16 protein-coding genes are annotated in these 15,771 nt (G+C 53.4%); 1 reads left to right on the top strand and 15 read right to left on the bottom strand.

Annotated features, from left to right (window positions below; translation table 11 throughout):
- Window positions 1-6: 6 nt before the first annotated feature.
- The 15 genes from O1722_RS19210 to thpR form a co-directional block, all read right to left on the bottom strand.
- The gene (locus O1722_RS19210) at window positions 7-612 is read right to left on the bottom strand and encodes a fimbrial-like protein (RefSeq protein ID WP_479954373.1); all 606 of its coding nucleotides are present in this window, start codon (window positions 610-612) and stop codon (window positions 7-9) included.
- A gap of 20 nt (window positions 613-632) precedes the next feature.
- Window positions 633-1,193: a fimbrial protein gene (locus O1722_RS19205; RefSeq protein ID WP_072203305.1), complete on the bottom strand. Its 561-nt coding sequence runs from the start codon at window positions 1,191-1,193 to the stop codon at window positions 633-635.
- Window positions 1,194-1,211: 18 nt separating this feature from the next.
- Window positions 1,212-1,787 (bottom strand): fimbrial protein, encoded by a 576-nt coding sequence (locus tag O1722_RS19200; RefSeq protein WP_050515866.1) that lies wholly within the window; start codon window positions 1,785-1,787, stop codon window positions 1,212-1,214.
- A gap of 27 nt (window positions 1,788-1,814) precedes the next feature.
- Complete coding sequence (locus O1722_RS19195) at window positions 1,815-4,421, bottom strand: outer membrane usher protein (RefSeq protein WP_033486456.1); 2,607 nt, start codon at window positions 4,419-4,421, stop codon at window positions 1,815-1,817.
- 44 nt (window positions 4,422-4,465) lie between these two features.
- Window positions 4,466-5,170, bottom strand: a complete 705-nt coding sequence (locus O1722_RS19190) for a fimbrial chaperone (protein WP_370532108.1) — start codon at window positions 5,168-5,170, stop codon at window positions 4,466-4,468.
- A gap of 79 nt (window positions 5,171-5,249) precedes the next feature.
- Window positions 5,250-5,834: a fimbrial protein gene (locus tag O1722_RS19185; RefSeq protein ID WP_033486457.1), complete on the bottom strand. Its 585-nt coding sequence runs from the start codon at window positions 5,832-5,834 to the stop codon at window positions 5,250-5,252.
- A 487-nt stretch (window positions 5,835-6,321) separates the two neighbouring features.
- Entirely contained in the window at window positions 6,322-6,702 is a 381-nt protein-coding gene (gene panD / locus O1722_RS19180) for an aspartate 1-decarboxylase (RefSeq protein WP_032671421.1), read from the bottom strand.
- A 32-nt stretch (window positions 6,703-6,734) separates the two neighbouring features.
- Complete coding sequence (gene panC / locus O1722_RS19175; protein ID WP_003856282.1) at window positions 6,735-7,586, bottom strand: pantoate--beta-alanine ligase; 852 nt, start codon at window positions 7,584-7,586, stop codon at window positions 6,735-6,737.
- Between the two features lie 11 nt (window positions 7,587-7,597).
- Entirely contained in the window at window positions 7,598-8,389 is a 792-nt protein-coding gene (gene panB / locus O1722_RS19170) for a 3-methyl-2-oxobutanoate hydroxymethyltransferase (protein ID WP_015572705.1), read from the bottom strand.
- Between the two features lie 123 nt (window positions 8,390-8,512).
- Entirely contained in the window at window positions 8,513-8,992 is a 480-nt protein-coding gene (folK, locus tag O1722_RS19165) for a 2-amino-4-hydroxy-6-hydroxymethyldihydropteridine diphosphokinase (RefSeq protein ID WP_015572706.1), read from the bottom strand.
- The gene (gene pcnB / locus O1722_RS19160) at window positions 8,989-10,386 is read right to left on the bottom strand and encodes a polynucleotide adenylyltransferase PcnB (RefSeq protein WP_026080645.1); all 1,398 of its coding nucleotides are present in this window, start codon (window positions 10,384-10,386) and stop codon (window positions 8,989-8,991) included. The genes folK and pcnB overlap by 4 nt, the downstream gene beginning before the upstream one ends.
- A gap of 42 nt (window positions 10,387-10,428) precedes the next feature.
- A complete protein-coding gene (gene gluQRS / locus O1722_RS19155; RefSeq protein ID WP_033486458.1) occupies window positions 10,429-11,319 on the bottom strand; it encodes a tRNA glutamyl-Q(34) synthetase GluQRS in 891 nt (296 codons plus the stop codon).
- A 59-nt stretch (window positions 11,320-11,378) separates the two neighbouring features.
- Complete coding sequence (gene dksA / locus O1722_RS19150; RefSeq protein WP_001155232.1) at window positions 11,379-11,834, bottom strand: RNA polymerase-binding protein DksA; 456 nt, start codon at window positions 11,832-11,834, stop codon at window positions 11,379-11,381.
- Window positions 11,835-12,010: 176 nt separating this feature from the next.
- Window positions 12,011-12,715: a DNA/RNA nuclease SfsA gene (sfsA, locus tag O1722_RS19145; RefSeq protein ID WP_017694492.1), complete on the bottom strand. Its 705-nt coding sequence runs from the start codon at window positions 12,713-12,715 to the stop codon at window positions 12,011-12,013.
- Window positions 12,705-13,259, bottom strand: coding sequence for an RNA 2',3'-cyclic phosphodiesterase (gene thpR, locus O1722_RS19140; protein ID WP_003856249.1), 555 nt, complete (start codon window positions 13,257-13,259; stop codon window positions 12,705-12,707). The genes sfsA and thpR overlap by 11 nt, the downstream gene beginning before the upstream one ends.
- 73 nt (window positions 13,260-13,332) lie before the next feature.
- On the opposite strand from thpR, the gene hrpB reads away from it, so the two are divergent.
- Complete coding sequence (gene hrpB / locus O1722_RS19135; protein ID WP_033486474.1) at window positions 13,333-15,762, top strand: ATP-dependent helicase HrpB; 2,430 nt, start codon at window positions 13,333-13,335, stop codon at window positions 15,760-15,762.
- The last annotated feature ends 9 nt before the right edge of the window (window positions 15,763-15,771 follow it).

The following is a 15,771-nucleotide window of genomic DNA, read 5'->3' as shown; positions in this document are numbered from 1 at the left end:
TTTACTCTAGTTATAGGTGGCATTAACCACAACACTACTCGTCACTCTTCCCGCTTTCACGAGGCCGACGTTCTGTAAGCGTGCATAAAATGGATAATCTTTCACCCAGCTATCTGCGCCTGCATCGATTAACACGCTGGAGCTACCGTCCGCGTTCAGTACATTGGTGTTTAACGCTTTTGAAAAGATAACGACACCCGTGTTTTCTGCTCCGCCTTCCAGGACCTTGGTTTCGTTGATAAACACCTGGCGAGTGCCAACCGGCCACTGCTTGCTTTGTGGCTGGAAACTGAAATCCACCGCATTTACCGAGATATTATCGCCAGAGCAACTTTCTACCCGCACTGTAAACGGGGTGCCGCTTGCTGCATCTGTAGGCTGCAAACGCGAGCTTCCATCGGGGTTATAAAACCAATTCTTACTGACCGTCGGCAGATGTACTTTTCCTCCATCTGGAATCGAAATCTGGCAGGTGTTTTCGACAATATTGGCATCAAGCGTGACATCCATGCCTGTTTCCGCTGACAGGCATGGGGCAGACCAGTGCCAGGCAATGAGTCCTGCGAAGATCACCGATCTTTTGAGAACCTTATTTTTCTGTTTGTTTGACATCTCTGCTCTGCCCATGATTATTACTGGTAAGTGACGACAAACGTCACGGGCGCGCTAACGTCACCGGCGGTGACATCTGCGATCGTTTTATCTTTTGCGATCACGATACGTGCATTCATATCTACACTAGCGGATGCACCGCTAATAGTGACGGCTTGTGACGGTTTTGTACTACAGTTCATCAGCATTCCTGATCCAGACGTTCCTTTCCAGACTTCAAAGGCCGCGCCATTACTGGCGTTAAATGAATCACCATTTTTCGCATCGCCAGAACACTCCCCTCCCGCTCCGGTGGTTGCTTGTACGCTCGCAGTTTTCACACCTGCACAGCTGCTAAAAACGATTTTGAATGGTTCGCTTCGGCTTTGAGCCACAAGGTCTGACTTAAAAACATCTCCAAATGGCAACGTCGTAATTTGTTGACCACCGCTGTTTTGGATCTGCGCAGTACAGGTCCCCGCCTCAACCGTAGAGGTAAAGGTTGCCTGAACGCTGGTAGTACCTGTAATCGCGCTACTGGCGGCGCTGAAGAGACCGGAAGAAATTGCCAGAGCAATCAGTGTGGACGATTTTATGTTCATCTTTGCGTATCCTTCCGCTTACTGGTATTCAAAGTTAAAAGTGGCAACTGCACTGAAGTCACCCGTAGTTGCAAGACCTGCTTTTGTTTCCGCCATACGGGCAATAAGGGAGACTTCTTTGCTACTGATTTCGGCCGCCGTCCAGACCAGACGTTTAGCATCATCAGTGGCATTGATGGTAAATGGCGCAGTAGGTGCAGCAGAGCGGGCGATAGACACACCGGTATAGTCTGCTTTTGTTCCGGTCGCACTATTGTTAATGATGGTATCGGAATATACCGACTTGATGCCGGTGATCGTGGTTTTTAATGACTGTAGGCTGGATGGACACTCAACGATTTTAAGCTTAAACGTTGTGCTGGCCACGTCTGAGCCCGCAGTGATATCTGCTAGCGAGGTCTTGCCACTAGTACCGATTGGAATAGTGTTATTTTTTCCATCACCTGCGCCGCCCTCAATTTTTACATCGCAGGTGGTTTCCCGCAGTGAGGCGGTAAACGTAACATCCAGATTCGTTGTTGCTGCCATAGCCTGTGAACTTAACGCCAGAGCAAGCAATGTGCTGAGGCTTGTCAGTGACAATGTTTTCTTCATTAAAAATAACTCCCTGTTAAAAAATCGTTATATCTGGCAAGTTTGGTTAGCGAGTACCGTCATCAGACCCACTTTCTGAGCAGAGGGAGTTATGTGGTAAGTCACGGTACATGTGCTGTTTGCATCACTGCCCCATACCACCCGCAGCGTTCCATTGTCTTCTACTCCACGCACATAAGCCTGACCCGCCTGACCAACGGAACCAATCGACAGCCCCTTTTCATCCAGCACGTTGGCTCCTAACGGTATAAATCCGTTATCAGAGCGATGAAGGTCGAGCAGCAATGAGCGGCCCTGGTCGGTTTCAAAATCCACCTGTACGATGGCACCACTGCGCGGCACTGACACTGTGCTGGTGCTTTTTACCTCCACGTCTGATTCCAGACTGGAAATATCGATACCTACAGTGTTCTCCCGATAGGCCGTCAGATAGGGCATAATGGCGTAACCAGAGCTGCCAATGACACCGTCACCGATGGTCAAACGAGCCCCTTTTGCACCTGGCGCATTGACCAGTGCCAGCGTATCGGTGTCACCTATACTTCCTGGTGCCAGCGTTAGACCGCCTGCATGTACCATCATTCCCCCGCTGTAACTCATGGAGTACTGACGACTGCTGTCATCGGAAGCCGAAGCAGAAAGGCTTAGCGGACCATAGGAACTGTTGTAAGTGCCATACCCGCCTAGCTGGTTAATATCACCGCTATCAGAATGGGTCGTACTGGTGTTTACGCTGTAACTGAAGCGGTAATCATCTGTATTGCCATTGGCGCTGGTGTTGAAGGAGGTATTCTTTTTAAAATCAGAACTCATACTTGTGTTAATGCTGGAGAAACCGGCTGGATGGCGCTTATGGCCCAGCAGATTCTCCAATGGAATCGTCAGATTCAGGTAAACACTGTCATCTTTCTCGCCATACTCGTCGTAGCTGCGCTGTAACGATACGCTATAGCTACCCAGCCAGAATGAGTTGTTATAACCAACGGAATATTGTGAAGTGGAACTGGTATTATTCCAGTAATCCTGCCAGCTTCCCGTCAGATATAATGAACCATAAGCATCTTTTCCGGAGCTGAGCGGTTGACTGATGTTTAGCTGAATTTGGTTCTTCATACGTTGGAAGTGATTGTATACATCGTTGCCCGTGTGCTCTGGATTACGCGATATATCCCGGTATTTAACGTCTTCTGACAGCGAAGCCGCATCGTTTAACGTCAAATAGTCTTCGGTGGAGAAGCGATACGCTGCAACGTTGAACGAGGTCTGCGTCTCTTCAACGAGCTTACTCCATGAAAGGCGATAACTTTGACCTGTCAACGTTCCTATACCATCCACATCCGCATCGGAATGTGTCACGTCGAAGGCGAACGCGCCTATATACGTGTTCATCGCAATGCCAAGCAGACCTGAGAAATAGCCCGTGTCCATATACTGCACGCCAGCGTAACCGGTAAACAGATTGCTTAAGCCGTAATAACCAGTGGCATAACCCAGACGAGGCTTATCACGAAGGCCATTGTCATTTAATTCACCAGCGCCGATATCCCAGCGGCTATACCCGGGGCGCAGTAGTTGGCTGACGGAGGAGTAGGGCACTGAAAAGGTACGTGTGCTGCCGTCTGACTCTTCAACCGTGACGATCAGGTCACTGCCATAGCCGGTTGTGCTGAGGTCATTAAGCTCGAAAGCGCCCGGTGGCACCGTGCTTTCATAAATCTTGTTTCCGTTTTGGCTAACGGTAACTTTAGCGTTACTTTTCGCTACGCCACGGATAGTGGGGGCGTAGGTTGAAATACCGCCAGGGAGCATGCGATCGTCGTTATACATGCGTAATCCACGCAGATTTAACGAGTTAAACGTATCCCCACGCGTATAGGAATCACCCACCAGTAACTGAGCTCGCAGGGAAGTGATATCACGCTGTAGATAAATATCCTGGCTTGAATAGTCGGAGCCACTTTCCTGATCCCAGTTCAATGTCCCGCGTGAACGTAAGCGCCATGGTCCCATATTCAGGCCATATTTAAGCCCGGCGTAAGCAGTATCGCTCGAACCGTCAGGCGTGTCGGAATGCCAGGCGTTAAGATCGTAGGATAATGTTCCCGCGGTAATGCCGTCTTCCCACAGAGAGGGATCGACATATCCCCCAGGACGATGTTCAACATAAATTTGTGGAACAATCAGACTCAATTCTTGTGTACCTGCATCGAAATCCCAGGAGGCACCCGTAAAAGCGTGCTGTAATTCGACACAGGTTTCCTCAGCATTTTCAACAGCACTGTCTTTGCCTGTCGCAGCCTGAATAGCCTCTGCTTTAAGGCCAATTTGCATCAATATTTTCGGGGTGAAGCAAGGTTGTGCGCGGGGAGTCCCGTTATCTTTGAAGGTGAAATCGGTAAGCAGTTTCTTTTGCCCATTAAGAACAAGCTGCGTTTTGAATGTGCCTGGTACTACCGGGTTCCCGCGGGAAAAGCGGCTAACATCAATATTGGTTCCTGTTTTGTACAGGAACTGATCGTTGAATTCGACCTCTTCACTACCAGAGGATGGCACAGCCGCACTCTCAGCGGCAAAACTTGCAGTCTGAAGGGCTGTGCATATGGCAATACAAAGAAACGAGTGGCGAAATAACATTGCTATCACTAATCCGTTAGCTACTAATTAATGTACAGTTCTTCTTAATTAACGGTGGTCTCGTGAGGTTCAGCGCCGCCGTAATCATTTATAGATGTGTAGGTCATTTTTTTAACCTTGATGGAGCCAGCCTCTTTCAGTGCGTACGACTGGCTTGCAAAAGGAGCGACCACATGCGGATCGATTTCGATTTTTTTGCCGCCGGCGCTGATATCGATTTTTGCGACGGAGACGTAATATGGGGAGTCATTACGCGCTACCAGCGCATTATTTTGCTGCGTCCATTTAAGCTGTGCTGCTGCTACAGAAGAATCGCCTTTCAAACCATCAGGCCGGAAGAACATTTTTATGCGTGTTCTAAACGCCAGCTGCAGCATATTCTGGCTGTCGGTGTCTTTGGTTTTCGGTGGCACTTCAAGCACGTTAAACCAGTACATGGTTTCGCGGTCCTGGGGCATTGCTTGTCCAAGCCATGTAATACGCACGGTTTGGCCTTTAGCTGGATCAACGCGTGAAACGGGGGGGGTGACGATAAACGGAACTTTTAGCTCTTCTGGGTTAGTGGTATCACGACCATCATCGAGCCATACCTGGACCAAAAGTGGCTTATTACCGCGGTTTTCCATTTTGACAGTAACGTCTTTTGCAGACTGCGGATAAATAACGCGCGTGCCGGAAATCACGATATCTGCAAATGCAGAGCTAGAAACTAAAAAAGCCGCGCTGCAAAACAGTGCGGTAACATTCATTTTTGAAAGGCGCATAATGTCATCCATTAAACAAACATGCGCCCACCTCATCCGTGAGCGCAGAACTAAAATGCAGCTATTACTGGTAAGACATGGTGAAAGTGACGTTGCTGCTCACTTTACCGGCCGCGATATCGTTAGTACCAGCAGCCCAGTCGGCGCTCGGAACGTACGCCACACGGTAGGCCAGAGTGCCTTTACCCGCTTCCAGTGTAGCTTCCTGAGTGTTGTTGTTCGGCTGGCCGATCATGACGCGATCGGAGCTGGTGGTGGTGTTGTTGAACAGCGCAAGACTTACGTTATCAGCATGACCGGTCACCGTTGGGTCGGTTTTAAGCGTACCGTTAGACAGTTCTGCGAACTGCTGAGAGGTAAAGGTCGCGGACGCTTTGGTCAGTGTATCCGGGCATTCGCTCAGATGCAGTTCGAACTCTTTAGACCCAACGCCAGTGTCAACGGTAGTTTTTTCCACGTCTGCCTTTTTAACTACAGGCATGGTAATGGTGACGTTATTGGCGTCAACACCGTTATTGGAAGTGATTACGCAAGTGGTGTCAGTTACCGCGCCATCAAAAGTGATCACGCCTACATCAGCCGCCATTGCAGAAACAGAGCCCATTGCCATTACAGCCACAGTTGCGGCTAAAAGAGATTTTTTGAACATTTTGAACATCCATTTATTAGAAAAGAGTTTGTAGAAAACCAATTCAGCTTTAGATTAAAAGCAGGGCGAATATAGTATTGTTTTGATTAACTTTGTATTTAAACATGCTTAAATTAATTTTTAGTTAATCTAATTTCAAGTGAGGCCGATAGTCCAGATAGTTAGCTCTTGAACTTCCAGGGTCAGGTCGTTTCTTTTGATGGTTAGCTTAATAGTAATACATGTAAAATTGTGTCTTAATAAAACCATTTTAATTTATTATTATGAAATTTCACAGGCTCATAAAATATTTTATTACTTTAATTTTTAACGAAATGAGTTTAATTCTGAAAGGGAGGGTGTGTGAAATGAGTGTTATAAGCATCAAGAGAAACGCGTGGCGTTAATATTATCACTATGAATGAGTCATCGTTGATACTATCTAAATTAATAAAACGCAGGGTGAAAAGCACAGGCTGCACATTTCTCTGCAGCCTGTAAGCGCGGATTAAGCAACCTGCACCGGAATCGCCTTCGCGGTACGTTTCATCTCATTGTCGCCTTCAAAGTAGGCTACTTTTGGCTGCCAGCGACGTGCTTCGTCGTCAGACATCATGACAAAGCTGGCGATAATCACGATATCGCCTACGTCCGCGCAGTGCGCCGCCGCCCCGTTGACGGAGATGATTTTGGACCCGCGCTCAGCGGCAATGGCGTAGGTAGAGAAGCGTTTGCCGTTATTTACGTTCCAGATATCAATGGCTTCGTTTTCGAGAATACCCGCCGCGTCGAGAAAATCCTGGTCGATCGCGCAGGAGCCTTCATAATGCAGGTCGGCCTGAGTGACTTTCACACGGTGAAGTTTACCTTGCAGCATTTTGCGAATCATTACGTTTACCTTTCATCTTCCGGGTAGAAAAACTACGCCAGCTCAACCACTTTGTTATCGATAAGGCGGGCCTGGCCGAGCCATGCCGCCACCAGAATTACCGCACGTTTGCTGGTCTCTGTAAGTGCCAGAAGCGTATCGGCATCCCGAATTTGAACGTCGTCAGCACGAAGACCTTTCTCGTTCAGCGCCTGTTCAGCCAGGGCGATAATCTCTTCTGCTGTTAACTCTTTTGCCAGCAGTTGCTCTGCCATCGTATTCATGACTTTGCTTAAGCCCGGCGCAATTTTACGCTGTTCGGCGGTCAGATAGCCGTTACGGGAACTGAGCGCCAGGCCATCTTTCGCGCGTACAATCGGCACGCCGACGATCTCGATGTCGTAGCCCATGTCGGCAACCATTTTGCGGATCAGCGCCAGCTGCTGGAAATCTTTCTCGCCAAAGCAGGCGATGTCCGGCTGCACAAGGTTAAACAGCTTGCTGACGATGGTGGAGACGCCACGGAAATGGCCCGGGCGGCTGGCGCCCTCCAGCATGGTCGAAATACCCGGCACGTCGACGTAGGTCGATTCAGTGGTACCCTGGGGATACACATCTGCGGGTGCTGGTGCGAAGACGATATCCGCATGACGTTTTTTGAGCTTCTCGCAATCTTCCTGCAAGGTACGTGGGTAGCGCGCCAGATCGTCTTCGCGATCGAACTGCATCGGGTTAACGAAGATACTGACCACCACGATATCTGCCCGGGCTCTCGCTTCATCGACCAGCTTCATATGGCCGTCGTGCAGGTTGCCCATGGTTGGAACAAGGGCGATACGTTTACCTTCCTGACGCGCCCGACGAATATGCTGACGCAGCAGCGGCAGGGTTTCTATGATTAGCACACCTGGACTCCTTAATGGAAACTGTGTTCTTCGCCCGGATAAACGCCGGACTCAACCTCGGCAATATACTGCCGCACAGCAGCACGCATGTCGCCTGCTTCTGACAGGAAATTTTTAGCAAATTTTGGAATATGGCCACCGGTGATCCCAAAGGCGTCGTGCATGACCAGAATCTGGCCATCGGTGACGTTACCCGCGCCGATGCCGATCACCGGAATCGACAGCGCCTCAGTGATACGCTTAGCCAGCTCAACCGGCACACACTCCAGCACCAGCAGCTGCGCGCCCGCGGCTTCCAGCGCCACGGCATCATCAAACAGCGTCTGCGCCGCATCGCCTCGGCCCTGCACCTTATATCCGCCAAAGATGTTGACCGACTGCGGCGTCAGCCCCAAATGACCACAAACCGGCACGGCGCGGTCAGTGAGCATTTTCACCGTATCGACCAGCCAGGCGCCGCCTTCGATTTTGACCATATTGGCGCCGGCGCGCATCACTGTCGCCGCATTTTCGAAGGCCTGCTCCGGGGTGGCATACGCCATAAACGGCAGATCGGAAAGCAGCAGGCAGGCGGGGGCACCCCGGCGCACGGCGCGGGTATGGTAAGCAATATCCTCGACCGTGACCGGCAGAGTGGAATCATGTCCTTGTACCGTCATCCCTAACGAGTCTCCGACCAGCATGACGTTGATCCCTTCTTCGGCAAACAGTTTTGCGAAGCTGTAGTCATACGCGGTGATAGTGGCGAAGCGTTTTTTTTCCTGTTTGCATTTCTGCAATAAGGAGATGGTGGTTGGTTTCATACTGTTTCCTGATGGCCCAAAAGCGAATCTTTGCGCATTCTAACAGTAACATTTGAGGGAACAATGATTTTAGGCAATCGATTAACCGCAAATAAGGAATGGTTAATCGATGCGGAGGCGGGATTACCAGCGGGCCGGTTTATCCGCGTTGAGATTTTGCAGAACGGCTTGCAGCGAGGAGCCGTCAGGGAAGGTGAGATCGGGCGCGACTTCAAACAGCGGCCAGAGCATAAACCCGCGGTTTTTCATGTCGTAATGCGGAACGGTGAGGCGTTCGGTGTTAATCACCTCGTGACCGAAAAGCATAATATCGAGATCGAGCGTGCGCGGTCCCCAGCGTTCGGCTTTGCGGACACGACCCTGCTGTAGCTCAATACGCTGGGTATTATCCAGCAGCGTTTCTGCGTCAAGGGTCGTTTCCAGCACTACGGCGGCGTTCAGATAATCAGGTTGATCCTGCGGGCCGAGCGGCGGCGTACGGTAAAATGAGGACAGCGCGACAATGCGGCTTTGGGGGATCTCTCCCAGGGCCTGCACGGCAGCGTTAACCTGCTCCAGCGGAGAGGCCAGATTGCTGCCGATGGCGATATACGCAAGGGTCATGCCGTACCTTCACGACGCGGTGCGCGTTTGCGCGGGCGACGGTGACGACGGCGCGGTGCCGGTTCATCATCCAGATCCGTAAGCATATCTTTTTGCTCCGGTGGCGCAGAAACCTGAAACTCGCCCCACCACTGCGCCAGGCGCTGTAGTTCCGGGTTCCTTTCAACTTCAGCACGCAGAGAGAGCAGATCGAACGCGGCGCGGAACTTAGGATGCTCCATCAGCTTCCAGGCGCGTTTACCCTGACGGCGGGACATACGCAGCTGAAGCTGCCAGATATCACGCACCAGCGTGGTAATACGTTTCGGGATCGCCAGCGTGCGACAGCCTTCGTCCAGCACGTCGTTTGCCGCCAGCGCGAACGCATCATAATAGGCGAGACCGCTCTCCTGGGTAATGCGCTGCGCCGTTTCCAGCAGCGGATACCAGAACATGGCCGCGAACAGGAACGCCGGATTCACGCGCATATCGTTATGAATACGGGTATCGGTGTTCTTCAACACCTGCGCAATTATCCGCTCCATTGCGCTGTCACCGTTTTCGGTGAAGTAGCGGGTAATGGTCGGGAACAGCGGCTGGAACAGGTTGTACTCACGCAGCAGGTTGTAGGTTTCAAACCCGTAGCCTGCCTGGAGCAGCTTTAACGACTCCTCAAACAGACGGGCAGGGGGCACGTCGTTGATCAGCGTCGCCAGGCGCGGGATCGGCTCTGCGGTTTCCGGGCTGATACGCATGTTCAGCTTGGCGGCGAAACGCACGGCGCGCAGCATTCGGACCGGATCTTCGCGATAGCGTGTTTCCGGCGTGCCGATCAGGCGAATCAGACCGTCTTTCAGATCCTGCATACCGCCGACGTAATCGCGCACGGTAAAATCCGCCACGCTATAGTAAAGGCTGTTGATGGTGAAATCGCGACGCTGAGCATCTTCTTCAATAGAGCCGAAGATGTTGTCACGCAGCAGCATGCCGTTTTGGCCGCGCTGGGAAGTCGTGCGATCGTTAACGCCCGCTTCGTGGTGACCGCGGAAGGTCGCCACTTCAATAATTTCCGGTCCAAACATCACGTGCGCCAGACGGAAACGGCGGCCAACCAGACGGCAGTTGCGGAATAATTTACGCACCTGCTCAGGCGTGGCGCTGGTCGTCACGTCGAAATCTTTTGGTTTTTTGCCCAGCAGTAAATCGCGCACCCCGCCGCCGACGAGATAGGCCTCGTAGCCTGCTTTATTCAGACGATAGAGCACCTTGAGGGCATTTTCACTGATATCTTTGCGGGAAATATTGTGCTGCTCACGCGGAATGACCGACATGTGTGGCTGTGCAATAGCGTCGTTCGCCATGCTCTCTTCGCGGCTCAGCACTTTACGGCAAAAATTAGCGACTCGGGTAAAAATAGTACACCTCGTAGTGTGTTTTGTTATCAAAAAAGCGGCTAATCATAGCTCAGCGCAACGCATTTGAGAATGCTGGATTTTTGGCACGGCCATAAGCGTCCAGTCAGCAATGGCCGTTTTCAGCAATTCATCCAGACTCAGATCCTGCCATTCCTGCGTTACATTCTGGTTGAGAAATCGCAGCGCGTCGATCAAAACCGGGCGCGGATCGCCGTCAGGCAGCTCCGGGGCATGATTCTGTTTCGATAGCTTATTTCCCTGTTCATTGACTGCCAGCGGCAGATGGATGTAATCCGGCACCGCCCAGCCAAACTGCTGGTAAAGCGATATTTGCCGCACGGTAGGCTCAACCAGATCCGCCCCGCGCACGATTTCCGTAACGCCCTGGAAATGGTCATCGATAACCACCGCCAGGTTATAGGCAAACAAACCATCACGACGGTGAATAATAAAATCTTCACGCGCCAGGCGTTCATCCGCCTGAATTGTTCCTGAGAGTACGTCGGTAAACTGCGTCACCGGAGAACGCTGTATCAGCCGCACGGCGGCATTCTCAGGACCGTTGTGCCGCGTACGGCAGTGGCCGTCGTAAACGCCACCCACGCTCTGAATTCGCGCCCGCGTGCAGGTGCAGTTATAGGAAAGGCCCTGTTCAGCAAGCCACGCCAGACGTTCACGGTAGGCATCATGGCGTTGAGACTGCCAGAGTATGTCGCCGTCCCAGTGAAGACCGTAATGTTCCAGCTGACGCAGAATAGTTTCTGCTGCACCGGGAACTTCACGTGGAGGATCGATATCTTCAATGCGGACCAGCCATTGACCCTGACGGGCGCGAGCCTGTAGGTAGCTGCCGAGCGCGGCAATTAATGAGCCGAAGTGTAATTCACCGGAGGGAGATGGCGCAAAGCGCCCGATATAGTGAGATTCAGACATATCAACGGTAACAAGGCGGGAGAGACTCCCGCCTTAGCTGAGTAGTGAGAGGGCAGGCGTTAGCCGGCCATCTGTTTTTCGCGGATTTCTGCCAGCGTTTTACAGTCGATGCACAGATCGGCTGTTGGACGCGCTTCCAGGCGACGAATACCGATTTCAACACCGCAGGATTCGCAGTAGCCAAAATCTTCGTCCTCGACCTTCTTCAGCGTTTTTTCGATCTTTTTGATCAGTTTGCGCTCGCGGTCACGGTTACGCAGTTCGAGGCTGAACTCTTCTTCCTGAGCGGCACGGTCGACCGGGTCCGGGAAGTTAGCTGCTTCATCCTGCATATGTGTAACGGTGCGATCGACTTCATCCCTGAGTTGATTACGCCATGCTTCAAGAATACGCTTGAAGTGCGACAGCTGGGCTTCGTTCATATACTCTTCGCCCGGCTTCTCTTGATACGGCTCCACCCCAGCGATGGCGAGAATACTCAGGGACGATGTTTTACGGTTTTGCCCTTCTTGCATGTTGCTTCTCCTTAACACGCACTATCGATCCCCGTATTGGGGGAAAAATCAGGTCGCTATAAATAGCAGATGCTTTTCCGTATGGCAATTATCTAAACGTAACACTTGACAACCCTGTGAGGAAAAGCGTATTTGCGCACGCGGCCAGAACACTTATTAGTCAATCGTCTAATCCCTTATAAGACAATGGGAAGAGAGGATCTCAGAGTCATATTATCGGCAGAAAGTTCCGCTTTATAAGCGAAAATCTCTACCCCCTGCTTTTGTGCCTCATTCAACAATTGCGCGTATTTAGGATCAATATGACGGGCCGGGGAAAACCGTTCAATGGCTGAATGCAGAACCGCAAACAGCAACACGGCGCGCTTGCCCGCCGCCGCTACACTCATTAGCTCTCGCAGATGCTTCTGGCCACGTAGCGTTACCGCATCCGGAAAGAAGCCGTTTTCCTGTTCCGCTAACGTCACTGATTTCACTTCAATATAGCACTCAGGGCGGTCTTCCGCCTGTAACATAAAATCAATTCTGCTGCCTTCATCGCCATATTTCACTTCGCTTTTTTGCGTGCCGTAACCCACCAGTTCAGGAAGCATTCCATTTGTCAGGGCTTCCTTAACCAGCTGATTTGCGCGCAGGGTATTCACGCAAATAAATGCCCCGCTTTGCGTCTCGGTCATTTCCCAGGTATGAGGATATTTGCGTTTAGTATTTTCTGATGTGGAATACCAGACCGTGTCACCCGGCGTGGCGCAACCGGTCATGGCGCCGGTGTTAGGGCAGTGCAGCGTGAGCGTTTCGCCCTCAGGGGTGATCACGTCAGCGAGAAAGCGTTTGTAACGCTGGATCAGCGTGGCGGGCTGGAGTGCAGGGCTAAACTTCATCAGGATTCCTTAACGTGTCGCCCAGCGTCCAGCGCTGAAGCGGAGTATAGCGGGTGCGTCCTTGTACAAAGGCAGATTCGTACAGCGCAAATTCATTCACCTGAAAGGACCAGTGAAAGCCCGGTGGCGGGATGGCAACGGCCTGACCCGCATCGCGCAGCAGGGTAATGTGGGGATGAAACGGCTGCGGGCTCTGATAACAGCCGCTGCGCGCGGCCTGCGCCCGCAGCATGTTGGCGAGCTGTAGCAGTCCGCGAGGGGGCTGCCGCGTCCCCAGCCAGACCACCCGAGAGCGCAGCCATTGCCCGGCATCGTCAAGATGCAGCGTAAACCCCGGCTGCGAAATGCGTCCGGCCATTGCGCTTAACGCGCGCTGCTTTTCAGCGCTTACTTCACCAAGAAAGGCTAACGTCAGGTGCATATTGGCGGCGACGACGGGGCGGCCCGCTTCCGCGGGGAAGTGGCTGGCGCGCCAGCGAACAATCTGCCGTTGAAGCGTGGTGGGTAATTCAATGGCGAAGAATAGCCGTTTTGACTCAGACATGCGCAAGACTCGGTAATGATATGCGCCGATGCTACAATGTACGCCGATTAATGTTAACCCTCTGGAGCCGTAAGTGTCCTCTTTGCCCGTCGCCGTCGTCCTTCCTGAGCTTCTCGCAGCCTTAGAACATGCGCCACAGGTTTTGCTCAGCGCGCCCACCGGAGCGGGTAAATCCACCTGGCTGCCCCTGCAAATTCTGAGCGAGGGGAGCATCAGCGGGAAAATTATCCTGCTGGAGCCACGCAGGCTGGCCGCGCGCAATGTGGCGCAGCGCCTGGCGGAACTGCTGAATGAAAAACCGGGCGAGACGGTAGGGTACCGGATGCGCGCCGAAACCTGCGTTGGACCGTCCACGCGGCTGGAGGTGGTCACCGAGGGTATTCTCACCCGTATGCTGCAAAACGATCCGGAGCTGACCGGCGTCGGGCTGGTGATCCTTGATGAATTTCACGAGCGTAGCCTCCAGGCCGATCTGGCCCTTGCGCTGCTGCTCGACGTTCAGCAGGGGCTGCGCGACGACCTTCGGTTGCTGATTATGTCGGCGACGCTGGATAACGAGCGGCTCCGGCAGACGCTCCCTGACGCGCCGATGATCTCCTCTGAAGGGCGTGCGTTCCCGGTCGAGCGCCGCTATCAGCCGCTGCCTGCCCATCAGCGTTTTGACGAAGCGGTTGCCATCGCCACCGCCGAATTGCTCCGTCAGGAACCCGGCTCGCTGCTGCTGTTTTTACCCGGCGTAGGCGAAATCCAGCGCGTACAGGAGCAGCTGGCATCCCGGGTGAACAGTGACGTTATGCTGTGCCCGCTCTACGGCGCGCTGCCGTTGGCTGACCAGCGCAAGGCGATCCTTCCCGCACCGGCGGGGCAGCGCAAAGTGGTGCTGGCAACCAATATCGCGGAAACCAGTTTGACCATCGAAGGCATTCGCCTGGTGGTGGACAGTACGCAGGAGAGGGTGGCCAGTTTTGATCCGCGTACCGGGCTGACCAGGCTACTGACGCAGCGCATCAGCCAGGCCTCAATGGTGCAGCGCGCAGGGCGAGCAGGGCGTCTTGAGCCGGGTATTTGCCTGCATTTAACCAGCGCCGAGCAGGCGGAGCGTGCGGCATTGCAGAGCACGCCTGAGATTTTACAAAGCGATCTCTCCGGGCTGGTGATGGATCTGATGCAGTGGGGCTGCCCGGACCCTGACCAGCTCACCTGGCTTAATCCTCCGCCTGTCGTGAACCTTTCCGCCGCGCGCAGCCTGCTGACCCAGCTTGGCGCGCTGGAAGGCGAGCGACTGACGGCGCGCGGTCAGAAAATGGCGGCGCTGGGCAACGATCCGCGTCTGGCGGCAATGCTGGTGGCAGCACAGGGCGACGATGAAATTGCCACGGCGGCAAAACTGGCGGCTATTCTTGAGGAGCCGCCGCGCGGTGGCAACAGCGATCTGGGACAGGCCTTTTCTCGCCATCAGGGAAACTGGCAACAACGCGCGCAGCAGCTGTGTAAACGCCTGAATTGCCGGGGCGGTTCGCCTGACAGCGATAAAGTTATCCCTCTGCTGGCCCAGGCCTTCCCGGACAGGATCGCTCGCCGTCGCGGGCTGGATGGTCGCTATCAGCTGGCAAATGGGATGGGCGCGATGCTGGACAGCGATGACGCCCTGACGCGTCACGAATGGCTGATCGCGCCGCTCTTGCTCCAGGGCAGCCACTCCCCGGACGCGCGTATTTTACAGGCGGTTGCCGTGGATATTGACGCGCTGACGCGTGCCTGCCCGCAGCTGCTTCAGCAATCTGACATCGTGGAATGGGATGATGCCCAGGGCACGCTGAAGGCGTTCCGTCGTAGCCAGATTGGCAAACTGACGCTCGGGACGAAACCGCTGGCGAAGCCGTCGGAGGAAGAGTTACACCAGGCGATGCTGAACGGCATTCGGGAAAAAGGGCTGAGCGTACTGAACTGGACGCCGGAGGCCGAACAGTATCGCATTCGCCTGCATTGCGCCGCGAAGTGGCTGCCGGAACAGGGGTGGCCAGCGGTGGATGATGAGACGCTGCTCGCGACGCTTGAACAATGGCTGTTGCCGCAGATGAACGGCGTACACTCGCTGCGCGTCCTGAAGGCGCTTGATGTTAAGGCAGCGTTACAGAATTTACTGGACTGGTCGTTACGTCAACGTCTGGATAGTGAACTGCCTGGGCATTACACTGTGCCAACCGGGAGCCGGATTGCCATTCGTTATCATGAGGATAATCCGCCGGCGCTGGCGGTTCGGATGCAGGAGATGTTTGGTGAGGCCACCACGCCGTCCATCGCTGAAGGGCGCGTGCCGTTAGTGCTTGAGCTGCTTTCGCCTGCGCATCGTCCCTTGCAGATCACCCGCGATCTGGGGGCGTTCTGGGCGGGGAGCTATCGTGAAGTGCAGAAAGAGATGAAAGGGCGATATCCCAAACACGTCTGGCCGGACGATCCGGCGAATACCGCGCCGACACGGCGCACGAAGAAATATTCGTAATGGATCGAA

Source organism: Enterobacter cloacae complex sp. HYC003_NIDB (genome assembly GCF_056673375.1).
This window is presented reverse-complemented; position numbering and strand designations above follow the sequence as displayed.

What these genes read in the sequence shown, in the direction of transcription:
- thpR (WP_003856249.1), bottom strand. Translation starts at nt 13,259, where the DNA reads ATGTCTGAGTCAAAACGGCTATTCTTCGCCATTGAATTACCCACCACG.
- sfsA (WP_017694492.1), bottom strand. Translation starts at nt 12,715, where the DNA reads ATGAAGTTTAGCCCTGCACTCCAGCCCGCCACGCTGATCCAGCGTTAC.
- folK (WP_015572706.1), bottom strand. Translation starts at nt 8,992, where the DNA reads ATGACCCTTGCGTATATCGCCATCGGCAGCAATCTGGCCTCTCCGCTG.
- dksA (WP_001155232.1), bottom strand. Translation starts at nt 11,834, where the DNA reads ATGCAAGAAGGGCAAAACCGTAAAACATCGTCCCTGAGTATTCTCGCC.
- gluQRS (WP_033486458.1), bottom strand. Translation starts at nt 11,319, where the DNA reads ATGTCTGAATCTCACTATATCGGGCGCTTTGCGCCATCTCCCTCCGGT.
- O1722_RS19200 (WP_050515866.1), bottom strand. Translation starts at nt 1,787, where the DNA reads ATGAAGAAAACATTGTCACTGACAAGCCTCAGCACATTGCTTGCTCTG.
- O1722_RS19195 (WP_033486456.1), bottom strand. Translation starts at nt 4,421, where the DNA reads ATGTTATTTCGCCACTCGTTTCTTTGTATTGCCATATGCACAGCCCTT.
- O1722_RS19205 (WP_072203305.1), bottom strand. Translation starts at nt 1,193, where the DNA reads ATGAACATAAAATCGTCCACACTGATTGCTCTGGCAATTTCTTCCGGT.
- O1722_RS19185 (WP_033486457.1), bottom strand. Translation starts at nt 5,834, where the DNA reads ATGTTCAAAAAATCTCTTTTAGCCGCAACTGTGGCTGTAATGGCAATG.
- O1722_RS19210 (WP_479954373.1), bottom strand. Translation starts at nt 612, where the DNA reads ATGTCAAACAAACAGAAAAATAAGGTTCTCAAAAGATCGGTGATCTTC.
- panB (WP_015572705.1), bottom strand. Translation starts at nt 8,389, where the DNA reads ATGAAACCAACCACCATCTCCTTATTGCAGAAATGCAAACAGGAAAAA.
- O1722_RS19190 (WP_370532108.1), bottom strand. Translation starts at nt 5,170, where the DNA reads ATGAATGTTACCGCACTGTTTTGCAGCGCGGCTTTTTTAGTTTCTAGC.
- panD (WP_032671421.1), bottom strand. Translation starts at nt 6,702, where the DNA reads ATGATTCGCAAAATGCTGCAAGGTAAACTTCACCGTGTGAAAGTCACT.